This window comes from Acetobacterium wieringae (assembly GCF_026646375.1).
Lineage (GTDB): Bacteria > Bacillota > Clostridia > Eubacteriales > Eubacteriaceae > Acetobacterium > Acetobacterium wieringae_A.
This window is the reverse complement of sequence record NZ_JAIPPU010000030.1, coordinates 1-15027: the sequence shown is the minus strand read 5'-3', so window position 1 is coordinate 15027 and position 15027 is coordinate 1. Positions and strand designations below refer to the sequence as shown.

Here is a 15027-nt window from a genome sequence, read left to right as displayed (position 1 = left end):
GAGGTATTTTTTATTGTCAATCTCTTGACCTATTTAAATTATACAGGAAGCTTTCTTATTCATTTAAAAATGATTTAATATTCCTGCTCCCAATCATAGCTGCTGTTTTCTTTTTGCTTGATCTTTTCTTTTAGCGCTTCTCCTTCCAGCTTCTTTTTCATGTGAGTTAATGGATAATAATTAGACTCCTTACTCTTACCGGATCGTAAAGCCGTAAGAATATTCCTGGCATTTCTGGCGAAATCGTCCATTTCTTTCTGGTGCATTTTTTTCGTCCGCTCACTTCTTCTTTTGCAATTTTTCTCAAACTGCTCCAGTAATTTTTCTTTAGTGAACCGCTCCGGCGGATAGAGTTTATTATTTCTGCACTTTTTACCATCCGGTGTCGTAAACGTGATATGCTTATGATGATCCCATTGGACTTCATAACCAAGTTTTTCCATATTGGTTATAAATTCATCCTGGTTAAAGGAATGCTTTACGCACTCTTTAACAGCCAGAAATAATTCATATTTCCAGCTCTGTCCCTGCTTCTGTTTTTCATACTCTCCCTGTTTAACCGTATGAAGCTTCTCATTATTGTCTTCAGGCTGAACCACCTGATCCTGGTCATTTTGCTTATCCCACCAGATCCGAATATTTTCCTCCCGACACAGCTCCAGGGATTTATTCTTGATATCCTCCAGATCCGCTTTGCTGATATGCCATTTTGCACCGGTTTCAGCATTTACTGAATTGATGCAGAAATGGTTATGGATATGATCCCGATCCGTATGGGTTCCAATAACGACCTGGAAGCCGTTAAAAATATCGGTTTCTTCTATTAGTCGGCGCCCGATTTCATGAACTAGCTGCATATCCTGTATTTCTGGTGGAAAACTCTGTTCGGCATGAATATAAAGACGTCCACTTTCCTTGTTATACATATTTTTGATCAGCATGAATTCTTCATAAGCACTCTCAGACGAACAGTTTATGGTTGACACCAGGTGGTTTTCTTCTTCCATTTTCTTGGTGTAATCAATACAATTCCGCATTCCGGTTTTAGTTTGGCCATGCTTGAACTTGATGATTTTAAAAACTGCCATTTAACTGCTTTGGGAAAAATACTGATCCAATGCCAACTCAATCGTCATCTGGATGTCACCTTCATCCTCCAGATCCTGAAAGTATTTTTCGATAATCTCCGGTGAGATTTTATAGGTTTTCTCAGGCTTCTTTTTTAAAGCCTTATCTTTGAAAATCTCATTGAGTACATCCATTGTAATTTCAACACTTTCCATTTTTTTTCGCATGATGTTTGCTTTATGGAAGGAAATCTTATTTCCATCCAGCATAAAAGATCTCACCACGTCCTGTTCGGCATCAGAAAGATAAGACAGCTCCACTGCCGATTTGATACTGAGTTTACCACTGTCGCAAAGATCTTTTAATCCTTGGGTCAAATTGTTGTGGATCTGCACATAAGAAATAATCTGACGCTTGCCGATATTGAACGGATTATCCTTTTCCAACTGATCGTATTGAGATCGCTCAATTTCTGATAGTTGTGCCTTCCTTTTATTGAGTATTTTCATCAATTGATGGCGTCTGGTTAAAATTTTAGCTTTTTCGGAAATAACATAATCATTAAGGCTGCGCTTTTTTATATTTGTTTCAATTAACATCAATTCAGCAGCGCTATCATCTTTTAAACCCTCATAAATGACCGCATGAATATCTCTTTTTCCGAGTCTTTTACAAGCTTCCACACGATTATGTCCGGAAATAATTTCAAACATCCCCTCATACTCATTGTGTGGTCGAACCAGGATCGGATCTGTCACTCCCATATCTTCAATACTTTCCATCATCGATTTCATTTCACTTTCATTATACTTGGTAAAAATGTGATTCTTGAAATCAATGAGACGATTAACTTCAATTCTAGCATAAATTGAAGATTCAGAATAATCAGCCATATTTACTTAACATCCTTTCATAAATAAATAAAAGACCCTGTTTGGGTCCAATTGATTTTGTTTCCCGAGGAAACAAGATTCTATGTTGAATAGTCTTTAAATTGTGTTCCTCGTTCCATATGAGCTTTGATTGACGCCGGTCGCTGCCATTGTCTGGTGAACGCTTTCCATTCCATTGAATACTCGGTTTTAAACGGTTTGAAATCCCGCCTTAGTTGGGCAAAGGGCATGGCTCCCATCCGGTACACTTCCTGGAGCCGATTTTCATTCGCTTCCATATCATCGCCAATCAAGACATAGCACTTGATCTTTTCCCGATTAAATCCTCCTTTAATTAACTTATCACAAGCCGTTCTGAAAGCCGGCAGCGACTGATCGGTGTCACAGGCCAACCATAATTCATCAATTTTTAGACTTCTGACATTCTCAACAAAATGATCATCGATCAAATTTGATTGTAATCCACCTTTAAACTGGATCCGTCGCTGCGACCGTAACATTTCAAAGACTTGATCTTTGTGCTTTTTACTGGTCTGAAGAAAATTATTGTCCTGGATAATGTTTCCCGGACAAATAGGCAGTTCTTTTAAGCGCCCCTCAATCTTTGGTACGATGCACCAGGGACATTGATTATTACAACCCCTGCTGGAAAAAATTATGTTTGGCTTGAGATATAGTCCTGGAACGAAATCACCCACTGCACTTGCAAATCCGGGGCCACCAACTTTCACTGGCCGGTCTGTAAATGCCTGGTATTGTTCCTGAAGCTTGATGCAATAGTCCTTATCCCAGGTAAAGGAACAGGAAATATGAATCTCATCAAACGTTGGAAAAAGTGAAAACATCGGAGCCTGGATAATTCCATCCGGATAATAGGTCAGGGGATCTTCAGGAGTGTAACTGGTTTTCTTTGGGAAAACCCGAAGTATCTGCTTATCCCTGTTCATTTCAATGAATTTGTTGCACTACTTCAGCATAGCGCTTATTGATTTCATCATTCGTCATTTTCTGCCGATTATAAAACATTTCTTTCACAAAAAGTTCGAGCGGATGAATAACTTGATTTCCATTTCTATCAATTGTATAACTGATTCCAAAGCATCCCAGCTCCAGTTCTTCCAGCCATTCTCCTGTAGCTTCTGCTCTTACATCCAGATCTTTAACTTTCCCACAGTACGGACACCGTAGCTGTTCGGACGTTTCAGCGAAGTGCTTGCCAACGATAAATTCCTTATCACAACTATAACAGACATACTTTACCAAATCGTCTTCAAAGTGTTTCTCACCTGATTCTTTTTCCCAAATTAAATTCGCCATAAAACTATTCTCCTTTTAAAATTATAATGATTTACAAATATCCCTAATAGAAACATTTGTAAACCATCAAAAAAGCAGACGAGTAGAATCCTACTCATCTGCAAATTTTTTATATTATTTGGTTGTATTTTACATCGATCCCCAACCATGGAGTAAAAAACTCCGGGCACATTATAGAATTGTTTTGATTAGAAACAAACGAAAATAAATCCCGCCACAAAGGCCAGCACCAACAGGCGTCGCATTGTCCATAATTCTTTTTATTGCGATTAATCCCTAATATGAGATTATTTTCCGTCACTATGTGAACCCAACACAATGCGTCGTCGCTTCCTTTAAACACTCCTTTAAAGGTACTATGGAATTTCTATAATGCGTACTATTCACTTATCTAAGATCAAAGAAAGACCCAGGACTTGAACCCAGCGGTTACCATCTAACATCTTTCACGTATAAAATTAGTAAAAATTGTTATATTATTTCTTCATAATGTCTTTCTTTGAATCGTCTAAATATTTCCACAAAATCTGAAGTATCAATGCATTCTTAGAAATACCTTTTTCTTTCGCTTTAGAAATAAGAAATTCGTTTAATTCTTCTGGCAGTCTTAATCCAGATCTAATTTTTTTAGTCGTCACTTTGTCGTCACCTCCCTGTAAACATCATAACATGTCGTCACTTTGTCGTCAATGTGTTTTTTGATGTTATAATATATCAATAAATATAAAGGAGATTTTACAATGCCTTCAAATCTACCTCGATTTACAATCCGTGTGGATAAAGAATTAATGAAAAAATTAAGATATATTGCAGAGTACAATGGACGATCCGCAAATCGTGAAATCGAAATATTAATTAAAAAGCATATTTCTGAATTTGAAGCGAAAAATAACATTATTACTCCTGATCAATATGAGCAGTACAAATAAAAAACAATAAAATTCGCTTACTAATTTACTAAAACACTTATTTTTAGAATATAAGTGTTTTTTTTATATATAATTATACTATGTGTATAATTGTATCGTATTATACATGAACGTAAATGTCAATCCTCTAAATAATGTAATATTTATGATTAATTTGATAATATCTTTTAAAAAAGAGCATAAAGAGTAGTATAATAAATAATTCAGGAGACTATACTACTGACAAAGGAGATCCCTAATGTTCCCAAAAATATTGAGAAAACTTCGAATAAAAAATAAACTTACCCAAACTGAATTGGGCAACATTATTGGTGTATCATTTGTTAGTATCAGCAAGTACGAAAATGATGAAAGACAACCAGAGCTTGGAACGTTGGTTAAACTTGCTGATTATTTCGAAATATCTCTAGACGATTTGATCGGCCGATCAATAGAAAAACCATCCGTTGAAACAAGCGAATATGCACATAAAATCAAACAAGAATATTCCATTAAATTAACGAAAAATCAGAAGGATTTACTTGATATTTATGATAAAATTGAAGATGAAAGACTACAAATTAAACTATTAGGAAAATTTGAGAATATTGTTGAAAATATGATTATTGAAAAGAAAAAAAAGGGGCTATAGAATGGATCACATTGAGAGAATTAATTTACTAACAAAATTGAAAGAAGCCGGTTCATATTTTAGTCAGAAATCATCTGATTACAATCTACTTATTAAACTGGAAGAAGACTCTATAGAATTAAGCAATGCCTTTGAATCTCACAAAAAACTATCCTTCAGTAACTTAGGAAACTTCTTTCTATCAATTTTTATTACCTCAGCTACATTATTTACAATTTACTTTTATTTATACATGGATAACCAATATACGCCCAATATTTTATTATTTACGATACTTGATATCCCTCTTGTCTTAGTATTTTATTTTATCCTGAACTCTTCAAATAAACGAAAATTGGAGAAATATATAAAAAAACTAGATATGCTGAATAATGAAAAACATCTACTTCTGTCCGATCTATACCTCAACTATCAGAATTTCAGATATCCTGGTTTACTCCCCTTTAAATATACGTTTCCAGGATTTATAGAAATTATCTATGAGTATATCAACGATCATCGAGCCAATAGCATAACCGAAGCAATTAATTTATATCATGATGAAATGCACAAACAAAATCTTGAAAAATCACAGAAGGAAATTATTAGAATATCAAAAGCAAATAATTCGTCTACCAGACGCGCCGGAAATTGGGCTGCTGCTGCAACAGCTATTTCAGTATTGGGTTTATTTGTAAAACGTTAGACAAAAAAGAAGGTAATGATTTTACTCACTACCTTCTTTTTTATTAAAATATTCATCTAGAGCTTCTACTAGAATCTTTTGAATCTCTGCATCCGTTTCTTTGTTAAAATAGTTATCTAATATTTCAGGTCTTATCTTAAAAGGCTTTCTCTCGTTTTTCTTTTTAATAAATAAATCTAAGATTGCTTCTTTCGTGATCTGATTTTCTTCGAACAAATTTTTGATTAAAGAAGCCTTTGGTTCGGTTAGCTTATACCCTTCATTTAACACTGATAATACGATCATCTGCTCATCTTCATCCAGATAAGATAATTCTACTCCGGCTTTTATACTGATCGTATAATTATCAAGCAAATTTTTAATCTCTTGGATCAAGCAATTATGTATTCTATTGTACCTCCACACTTGAATTCTTCCTAAATTCAGTCCGGATTCATTTGAAAATTCTTCATTTTCTTTTTCAATATCTTTTTCATTTCTCAACCGATCCCATTCAGATACAATATGAGCACGCTCTGATACTTTAAAATCGTTCAAATTTCTTTGATTGAGATTTGTCTCGATGACAATCATTTTTGCATCGTCCTCGCTCAAATCATTAAACAAACGTGCCGGTATAATATCGATATTTAGTCTTTTACAAGCTTCAACTCTGTTGTGGCCGGCAAGAATTTCATACTTACCTAAATTTTTAGGATGTTTTCTGACAAGAATCGGTGTTACAACTCCACGACTCTCAATACTTTCCATTAGATTTTTCATAGAATTTTCATCATAACCGGGAAATATATGATCCTCGAATTCCAGTAATTTATTGACTTCTATCATTAAAAGTTCTTCATCATCCAAGCTAAATAAACTGTCTAATCGGTTCACCATTACTTCATCTCCTTGTTTACAATTTCTAAAGAAAGATTTTTATAGGCAGTCATTACTTTTTCAATTGACTCTTTATGCTTCTTTATTTTTAAACTCTCATACATTTCACGAGCACTTAAGGAGTTGATAGCAGTATCGCCCATTTTTGTAACTGCCGGAATTTTTGAATCAAACACATTAATCCTTTCACCAAAAACATCAGTAATAATTTGTTCCATTTCCTTTGTGATTCTTAAATTAGGTGTATATTTTGTTAATAGTATCCCTTCAATTTCTAATCCACTATTCATCTTCTTTTTAACGTTCTTGATCGTTTTCAGCAATGCTTCGATCCCTTTGACTGCCCAAAATTCCGGAACAACTGGGATAATAACTTTATTGGCAGCAACAAGAGCATTTATTGGCATCATCCCTAATGAAGGCATGCAATCAATGATTATATAATCGTAGTCATCTTTATATTTTTCTAAAATTCGATCTAGGACGCTTTCTCTCGACATCACATTAACAATCTGAATTTCCACATTTGATAATTCAATGTTAGAAGGCAGAAGATCGATCATCTCCTTATGGATAAGAATATCTTCATTATCATATGTAAATTCATCATCATAAATACACTTTGTTAATAAAGTCGCCAATGTAAAGCTCAATTTGTCTGGAGTTGGAACACCTGCTTGCATTGTTAAATTTGCCTGCGAATCTAAATCTACTAGAAGAACCTTTTTGCCTAATTTTCCTAATTCCCAACCCAGGTTATAAGTTGATGTGGTTTTTCCTACACCGCCCTTTTGATTAACAACCGCAATGACCGTACAATTACTCATGATCGTCTCCTTCATCATCGTTTAAATCTTTTTTAATTAGAGATATAATATAATTTCCAATCGTTTTTATCTTCTGATCCTTCTCTCGCTGCAATTTAAATCTCATTTTTTTGTCAAGAACTGCGGGTATCTTTAAATATATACCTACTTCTTCTTTATTTTCAGAATCTGGATTTATACCAAAAATTTTATCATATACTTCTGCTTGAAGTTTTTCTTTCGCCCAACTTTCAGCTTCTTCAAAAGTTATTGGCAGTAGTATTTCTCCAGCAGTAAATTGATTATTACCGCTTTGTTCAGCATATTGAGTAGCAGCTCCACCGTAAGCGTGAATAAAATATTCACCAGTCTTTTTTATATAAAGATTCTCCTTAACATACAAAGGATCCATTCTAGGACAGCCATTTTCCCAATCTGCCAATTGAGTGGCAGATTGGGTGTTATACAATTTATTCTTAATAACCTTCTTCATTCGTTCCTTCACCAAGAATCTCTAAGAAATCGAATTGCTTTTCTTCTGGCAATTCTTTAATTAAAGCCTTTAAAACATTAGACTGGCGTTTGATTGTTTGATTTTGCGCTTGAACGATTTTAAACAATCCAAACAACTTTAAATCCTTTACAAAGTCTTTTTCATCGTCCTCACCAAATACAAATAACCCTTCACATTTGTCTCTATAATACTTGAAAACATTAAAAGATTTTAATTCATCTTTGTACTTAATAAGGAACCTCTTTTTTTCCATTTCAATTTCATGTTTACTTTTTAACATAGAATTATTTCCTTTCTTTTCTAAGTTAATTCATTATACAATAGATAATATATATAGTCAATATAAAACCGACTATATATATTATCTATTGTATCTAAGTGAAATTGCCAGACTATAGTCAGAAAAGAATGCCGACTGAAAAATTTTCTTTTCAATTTACTTGCTTTTTAGTTCTAAAGAATTTAGAATTGGCGGAAGGTTCACTAAGGACACAAAATTTTTCCCCCCCCTGTTTTAAATTAAATAAATAATTTAAAACAAGGGAAAGAATTTAGAATTGGCGTATAGGACGCTTAAGGTTTCTAAACCCTTCGCAAGCATTACTGCTCGCAATACTCTGCCGGTCAAGGATCTGCCATAAAACACCGGTTGTTATCACACAATTGTATCCCCCCCCTCCTGGATAACTCCAGGCGACAGGACGGTAACGAACCACTCTTTATAAAATACATCCCTTTAACGGACTATACACGGTGATTAGACGTGCGGGTTATTTTACTGTGGTTTACCCCTCAACACAAGAAAACTATTTGCTTTCTTACATTAAACGGCATTTTAAAGCCATTGTAAACCTACACCAAAAACCAGCTATAAGAACTTACAGTTCTTACAGAACTTAGTGAATTATTAAAGATGGTCAAAATACCCCAGTACATTACCATTTCCACTATAAAAAACAAACTTTTAACTTGCCCACTTATGCGACCCAACTTGCCCACTTATGCGACCCAACTTGCCCACTTATGCGACCCATTATCATTAAAAAGAATTAAGGTTTTCTTAAGTCTCTTTAAAAATATGGATTATGATACGTTTTTAACTTAAAATCATAATTTTTCATTATACCATATTTGAAAAAATCCGTCTAAAATACAAATTAAAAAAACTGTCCAAATGCAACATAAAAGTTAGAGTTTTGACAGTTTTTTTAATTGAGGTTATAATTCTTTTGTGGGGTTAAGACGTCCCCAACTCCTGTGAAAGGAGGTCTTCAGCATGAAAAAGCAAAAAATGTCTAAGCAGGGAGTCACTGGCTTTGCCATAGAAATTGTGAAGTTGGCAGCAGCAATGATTACCTTGATTAAAGCTTTGCTTTAATCTAAACAAAAACCCCCAGATTCGCGGTCTGGGGGTTTTTTATTTGACGTTTTTTTACTGACCCTCAGCATGGATCGTCTATAGAAATTCTATCATATTAACTTTATTTTGTCCATATCACTTGTTATTGTTTTGTGGCGATTGAAAAATAGCGAAATACAAAATTCAAACCCAAAGCCGTTTATTCAAGTAAACAGTAACCTTCCCCGTCTTCGATAATCTTCATTTTATTTTTTATATAAAATTTCCAATTGTAGGTGTTATCATTTACTTCGCAGTTAAGATCCGGCAGTAAAAAACCATAATCTGCCAACTGCATGAAGAATTCCGCTAAAACATCTGCTAGAGAAGGTAGTTTAAATCCCTGGATAGCATTTTGTCTCCACGATCCATAAACTAACCAATTGATCGGTAATCCTTTCTTTTTGACAATCCAGTTACTTACCCACTCAATCTTTATGAATGAATACTTGTTGTTAATAACAAACAAGCTGAATAATGTTGTCTGCCAGATCCGTCGATCACAATCAAAAATAATTTCACCTGGTATCGGGTAATTTAAATACTCATAGATATCGTCTATATCAAGATGCAAATATTGATTTGTATGTTTCCAATACTTATTTTCCGCAATTCTCCTATCCATGGGATATAATAAGTTTGGCATGTGATATAGTTTGAGCATTAAATCACTCACTTTCCTCTTGGCCTGTTCTTCTTCACGTATATCTTCATTTTCATAATCTTCAATTGCTTTATTCAGAAGCTTATTATTTATCCACTCTTTATTGGTTTGTTGATGAATGATATGATTTTCCAGATGTTCATAGGTACCGTTCTGGATACTTGTATAGTAATATTCTTCAAGATCGATTTTGAGAACGCTGAGGTTCATATATTTGATCTTTTCATACTTCTCATCATCCACATCATGGGTTACTACGATCTCAATAAACAAGGTATTTTTTCCATCTGAAATCATCAGATCTGGTTTAATTCCTTTAATAAAGTATTCTGATTTTGCATGATTGTATTTAAAATATTTACTTGGTTTTATTATTTCATATGCAAACTCAACATGTGGTAAAAGTATTTGCCGATTGTTAAGAACAATATCCTTTGCCATCATATGTAAAGCAGTTTCTGCGGCATTTGGACAATTCCTACTGTGGGCAAAGTGTTTGATCCGTTTCATTCCAATTCGTGCCTGGAGCGGTTCATGACAGACTGGGCAAACGCAATTACATTTCAATCCACGCTGATCTTCTGATATTTCTGAAATATGAACAATATAACTGTCCCTCAATCCATATGGTAGTTTTAATGTTTCTTTTACCAAAGTAAATCACCCTATTTCACAAACATATTTTTACACCCGTATAGGCTCGGCCTTTTTTATAAACTTCATATTCTTTAATATACGCTCTTTCAACCCAAAGCGAAAGTATAAAATCTACATCTTCTCGAAGTCGACGCATTTGTTTATCTGTGATATTCACGACTCCAATCGTCTGAAAAATTGTTTCATATTTTCTTCTGCTTTCATAAGGTTGACCTTTATTTTTTTGATATTTCATAAATTCAATCTCTTTCGCTAAAAAATGCTTTAAACAAATGAATTCTTTCGTGTTACGTCGAGTTTTAGATCCAACATCTTTTTGTCCAACACCAGATGTCTCTAATAATTTAGACTCGACTGTGGCGATTTGATTGACTCTCTGACTATATATATATGATAATGGCGGACGATAAAAATAGTACACCATCTTTTGATGGCCTCCAATTTTTGCCGTTAGTTTATCAGCTTGGACTAAAGCACCTTCCAACGTTGCTTCTTCTAATCCAATCGAAAGCGATTTATGCTTTCCTGCTTGCTCTTTAAAGTCAATCCACGCTCTTGTCCATCTCATCTTATCGACTGATTCAATAATATCCTTCTCGCAATTTGAACTTACTTTTTCACCTGGCTCCAACCCTGCCATTTTGCGATAAATTTGAGCCGGTGAAATGCTTACATTACTACCACCATTTTGATCCATTAGAGTTCCTATGGCATCTTGTACGACTGTATCATAATACTCAATCTTCTCATCAGATTTTAATTCCATTTTCATTTCTACCGTAGCTGCATTAACTCCAGATCCGCCAACATTAAATGAAATACCAAATTGTCCCTTTTGAGATGCAAGGCTCTGTTGTTTTGATACTTTACTGGTTTGTATCAAATTCTTATTCCCTATAATTTCTACAATTGCTAATTTAGTTACTTCATTATTAATATCATCAACATCTATTTCTTGAGGGTTTATTCCATATTCAATAACGAGTTCTTCAACTAAGTCATTGATTTTTGAATATATGTCTTCCAGCTTCTCGGTTTTTATTATTTTAACATTATCAATATTTTTATTAGAAGCATCACTTATAATCTCATCAATCAACGATTTAACACTTAAACTATCAAATGACAATTGTTGCGAACTTATTGTATCCACACTATCTTGATCTACTTTTTTAATCACAGAACACCTCTCTATCTAATTATCCTCTAAAACGTTTTTTAATAGCTGACATGGCCAATGCAAAATTATCATCATCAAGCCGTCTAAAAGTCTCCATTACATCTGCTGGGAAACCATTAAATAGGTTGTATCCTAATTTAACCAATGCACGAGAACTACCACAAAAATCCACATTTTCAGAATCCAATACTTCTGGAATAATCGAATGATCCTCAAAATCATAAATATTTCTTGCTTTTTCAAATAGATCTTCATTGCCGGCAATAATAATAAACAATGCTATTCTTTCAATATCTTCCGGATGAGTCTGATCACGTTTTATTAAAATCTCAAAATTTGAGTTAAACTTATTTTTTTTCATTTATTTATGATCTCCTTCGAATTTTTTACCATTTCTAAGTATCGGTAAATACTTTTTTTACTTACTCCAGTAGCTTCGGTAATTTCAGCAATCGAGTAATCTTTGCTTCCATACATTTTTAACGCAAGATTAATTTTATCTGCCGGCAACTTAGGTCTTCCACCTTTTCTTCCCCTGGCTCTGGCGCTTTCCAAACCTTCTTTTGTACGTTGACTTATCAAATCTCTTTCAAACTGCCCAATGCCAGCAAAAACGACAAATAACATTCGACCTTGTGGTGTCGTGGTATCCGCCCATGGTTCTTTTAGACTCTTTAAATTTGCACCTTTCATTTCTATCCGATCAACTAATTCAAGAAGGTCTTTTACTGATCTTCCGAAGCGAGACAATTCCGTTACCATGATCGTATCACCTTCACGTAAATAATCAAACATTTTATTTAGCTCTGGACGATCCATCGTCATTCCAGTTATTTTATCCTGAAATATTTTCTCACACCCAATGTTTTTAAGTTGATCAATTTGCCGATCTAAATTTTGTTCTGTTTTCGAGACTCTTGTGTATCCAAATATCATAATTTTCTTACCATTCCATATCCGTGTTAAATTAGCATCATAAACGTATAAAAGCAACTTTAATGATACTTTGATTATGATACTTGTTATGACACTATTATATCCCCATAAATTCAATTAGTAAAGAAGAAATGAAAAAAGAATCAAAAACGGCCGTTTTTGATTCTTTTTTGATTGTAGTTTAAATTGTTGAAATATTTTAAATGATTTCTCAAATTCTTAGACTATTTTTTATTATAATGATATAATAAATATGCTGAGTTTTGACATTCTCAGACTTCTGCCGAAAGGAGGAACGCTGTCATATGAAAAAAAGCAAAAAAAAATGCTTGGAGTTTAAGATGACTATTGACTTAACGTTAACGGTTGTACTTTATCCTACATGCATCACTTTCGCTTTAATGGTTGTGCAGTTATCTAACTAGCAATAATCCTAAGCAAAAAGAAACCCTCCCAAACGCGACTCTGGGGGGGTTCTTTTTTTTGACATTTTTTTTAAATTAAACGCTGTCTGGAACTTCAATTAATGAATTGATTCAATAATAAAAAGTTCCTCCTCCTTGGATTATAAATATCCTCCTGCACTTATTAAGTGCAATATCATTATATCACGATCTCTAGAAAAGTAAACAGTGTATTATACTCGTTTTTTAAAAAAAAGCAACTGATTTATTTTAAAAGTGTAAATATTAAAAAAATACTTACAAAAATTAATGTAGAAAATTAGAATCCAGATCTTCTACTATTTGCTTCACGCTGCTCTTTCATAAACAGATAATCTGCTCGGCTCGTGACATTACCTGGTTTCTTGCGACATTCGTCCAGGAACACATGAATCTTCTTTTTATTTTCCGCCCCTTTGAAATAGACCGTTTCTCTTGCGATAGCTTCCAGTCCTGGCAGCTCTACCTTCAAGTATTCACGGCTTAAACCGTTATTTACCACGAAATAGACTTCATTGTATTCATTGTAAAGTTCCTCAATGGTATATGGGCTTTCCTTCAGGTACAGATCCTGCATGATATAAATCAGAGATTCCAGTGATCGGTACTCAATGACCTTTCCTATTCCCACCAGCTCCCGTTCTGAAGCAATGGTTTCTATATCATTTACTCTTAGAATCTCGGCCCCATACTTTTTACAAAAGATGCCATACGGCGCTGTCAGGATGATATTTGCCTGACGCTTGATCCGATAATCCACGCCATGCTTGGGGCTGACATTAAGGATTGTGATTCTATTTGTCTTAAAAAAAGTATCATATTTTTCAAAGATCTTTTGAGCAACCTCATCGTCCCGGATCCGAAACAGCGTTCTTGGCGTGATATAACCATCCTGTTTCAGCCAGGCAACTGCCTGTGGCTCCATCTGACGGAATATCCGGCTTGGTGGATAGAGAACATCATCTTTATGCCTTTTAACATATTTCAAAATTTCCTCTATTAGCTCATCTGATTCATTTAAGATCCGCCGGATCTCATCCTCTGAATCCTTATCACTATTGTTCTCTTGCTTCAGGAATGCACCATAGATACTATTTAGTAAATCCCCTAACTCAAAATATTTCTTAGACAGGGTATCATTGATAATAATCGGCTGTTCATCGATAAAATTTGACCACTGGTAGATTCGTAAATCGATCCCTGGAAAAATGTGTTCGATTTCTTCCCGGCGCTTCAAACGCTTGGCATTCTTCAAAAGGCTATCGAGATGTTGCTTATCTGCAATTGCAAAATGTCTGATACACTCGGATCCAGTTCTCAGACGATTCTGATTGATTGAATTTTTGATATAAAATACATTTTTAATGGGCCTTCCGCACACTTCACAGGTGACTTTCTTATCATCCGGGAGCAGATCCACACTACGACTTGTATCGATTTGCCATTCATTCTTGGCCTGGGTCACGATATCGTTTCGCATCCGGTAGATATTCAGTTCTTCTTCGGTTGCTTTTTCTTTTTTCAATATCTGCTCATCAATGGTTGTATGTTTTTTAAGTCTTATTTTGAGTAAAGGATAGTCGTTTATCACATCGCTGAACAATAACAAATTCCGTTCTTTTTTGATAATCAGCTTTTTCAAATGAACCTCCCCTTTGTGGTATTGTTTTCATTGTAAGATTAATGAACTGTTTTGTCAAATTATGAAATATATTCTGCAACTAATGCTCCTTCCCTTCAACAAACCATTTTGGCTTTTCATAATAGACATAGACGTCTTTATTCTTAATTCGACAAAGATACCGGATTCCCTGTCCGCCGACCTTTAAAGACGATCTAGGCCGGATATCAAAGATAAAGTCAATGTCAAACTCTCGACCATCTTCCCACAATATCTTCATCGGAATGATCTTTCCATCTTTTTCAAATTTTGCAATCACCGGCACAAATTTCTTCATCGCCATAAATAACTCCTTCCTATATTGTCAAGCCTCAAATCATTGATTTTTAAGGCTTTTATTTAAAT

General features: G+C 34.4%; 18 protein-coding genes. 3 read left to right on the top strand and 15 right to left on the bottom strand.

Going from position 1 to position 15027, the window contains the following annotated elements:
- Nucleotides 1–74: 74 nt before the first annotated feature.
- The 5 genes from Q7P33_RS17380 to Q7P33_RS17360 form a co-directional block, all read right to left on the bottom strand.
- On the bottom strand, nt 75–1088 hold the full coding sequence (locus tag Q7P33_RS17380) for a relaxase/mobilization nuclease domain-containing protein (protein WP_303872003.1): 1014 nt from the start codon (nt 1086–1088) through the stop codon (nt 75–77).
- Nucleotides 1089–1961, bottom strand: a complete 873-nt coding sequence (locus Q7P33_RS17375) for a ParB N-terminal domain-containing protein (protein ID WP_303872002.1) — start codon at nt 1959–1961, stop codon at nt 1089–1091.
- Between the two features lie 80 nt (nt 1962–2041).
- Complete coding sequence (locus Q7P33_RS17370; protein ID WP_303872001.1) at nt 2042–2908, bottom strand: hypothetical protein; 867 nt, start codon at nt 2906–2908, stop codon at nt 2042–2044.
- Nucleotide 2909: 1 nt separating this feature from the next.
- Nucleotides 2910–3278: a hypothetical protein gene (locus Q7P33_RS17365; protein WP_303872000.1), complete on the bottom strand. Its 369-nt coding sequence runs from the start codon at nt 3276–3278 to the stop codon at nt 2910–2912.
- Between the two features lie 476 nt (nt 3279–3754).
- Complete coding sequence (locus tag Q7P33_RS17360; RefSeq protein ID WP_303871999.1) at nt 3755–3916, bottom strand: toxin-antitoxin system HicB family antitoxin; 162 nt, start codon at nt 3914–3916, stop codon at nt 3755–3757.
- A 102-nt stretch (nt 3917–4018) separates the two neighbouring features.
- Between Q7P33_RS17360 and Q7P33_RS17355 the strand changes: the two genes are divergently transcribed.
- From Q7P33_RS17355 to Q7P33_RS17345, 3 genes are all read left to right on the top strand, one after another.
- On the top strand, nt 4019–4207 hold the full coding sequence (locus tag Q7P33_RS17355) for an Arc family DNA-binding protein (RefSeq protein ID WP_303871998.1): 189 nt from the start codon (nt 4019–4021) through the stop codon (nt 4205–4207).
- 238 nt (nt 4208–4445) lie between these two features.
- Entirely contained in the window at nt 4446–4838 is a 393-nt protein-coding gene (locus tag Q7P33_RS17350; RefSeq protein ID WP_303871997.1) for a helix-turn-helix domain-containing protein, read from the top strand.
- 1 nt (nt 4839) lies between these two features.
- A complete protein-coding gene (locus tag Q7P33_RS17345; RefSeq protein ID WP_303871996.1) occupies nt 4840–5523 on the top strand; it encodes a hypothetical protein in 684 nt (227 codons plus the stop codon).
- A 21-nt stretch (nt 5524–5544) separates the two neighbouring features.
- Here the strand turns inward: Q7P33_RS17345 and Q7P33_RS17340 are convergent, their stop codons facing one another.
- The 10 genes from Q7P33_RS17340 to Q7P33_RS17295 all read right to left on the bottom strand — a co-directional run bounded on the left by Q7P33_RS17340 (nt 5545) and on the right by Q7P33_RS17295 (nt 14965).
- Nucleotides 5545–6402 carry a ParB N-terminal domain-containing protein gene (locus Q7P33_RS17340; protein WP_303871995.1) on the bottom strand — a complete coding sequence of 286 codons (858 nt, stop codon included), beginning with the start codon at nt 6400–6402 and terminating at the stop codon, nt 5545–5547.
- Nucleotides 6402–7229 carry a ParA family protein gene (locus tag Q7P33_RS17335; RefSeq protein ID WP_070370377.1) on the bottom strand — a complete coding sequence of 276 codons (828 nt, stop codon included), beginning with the start codon at nt 7227–7229 and terminating at the stop codon, nt 6402–6404. Before Q7P33_RS17335 ends, Q7P33_RS17340 begins: the two co-directional genes overlap by 1 nt.
- Entirely contained in the window at nt 7222–7701 is a 480-nt protein-coding gene (locus Q7P33_RS17330; RefSeq protein WP_070370378.1) for a hypothetical protein, read from the bottom strand. Before Q7P33_RS17330 ends, Q7P33_RS17335 begins: the two co-directional genes overlap by 8 nt.
- Nucleotides 7685–8002: a hypothetical protein gene (locus Q7P33_RS17325; RefSeq protein WP_303871994.1), complete on the bottom strand. Its 318-nt coding sequence runs from the start codon at nt 8000–8002 to the stop codon at nt 7685–7687. The genes Q7P33_RS17330 and Q7P33_RS17325 overlap by 17 nt, the downstream gene beginning before the upstream one ends.
- A gap of 1279 nt (nt 8003–9281) precedes the next feature.
- Nucleotides 9282–10439, bottom strand: a complete 1158-nt coding sequence (locus Q7P33_RS17320) for a competence protein CoiA family protein (protein ID WP_303871993.1) — start codon at nt 10437–10439, stop codon at nt 9282–9284.
- A 16-nt stretch (nt 10440–10455) separates the two neighbouring features.
- Nucleotides 10456–11622, bottom strand: a complete 1167-nt coding sequence (locus Q7P33_RS17315) for a hypothetical protein (protein ID WP_303871992.1) — start codon at nt 11620–11622, stop codon at nt 10456–10458.
- A 19-nt stretch (nt 11623–11641) separates the two neighbouring features.
- Nucleotides 11642–11983 (bottom strand): DUF6075 family protein, encoded by a 342-nt coding sequence (locus Q7P33_RS17310; protein WP_303871991.1) that lies wholly within the window; start codon nt 11981–11983, stop codon nt 11642–11644.
- Nucleotides 11980–12558: a recombinase family protein gene (locus tag Q7P33_RS17305; RefSeq protein ID WP_070370382.1), complete on the bottom strand. Its 579-nt coding sequence runs from the start codon at nt 12556–12558 to the stop codon at nt 11980–11982. The genes Q7P33_RS17310 and Q7P33_RS17305 overlap by 4 nt, the downstream gene beginning before the upstream one ends.
- Before the next feature lie 723 nt (nt 12559–13281).
- The gene (locus Q7P33_RS17300) at nt 13282–14643 is read right to left on the bottom strand and encodes a hypothetical protein (RefSeq protein ID WP_303871989.1); all 1362 of its coding nucleotides are present in this window, start codon (nt 14641–14643) and stop codon (nt 13282–13284) included.
- A 79-nt stretch (nt 14644–14722) separates the two neighbouring features.
- Entirely contained in the window at nt 14723–14965 is a 243-nt protein-coding gene (locus Q7P33_RS17295) for a hypothetical protein (RefSeq protein ID WP_207637756.1), read from the bottom strand.
- Between the last annotated feature and the right edge of the window lie 62 nt (nt 14966–15027).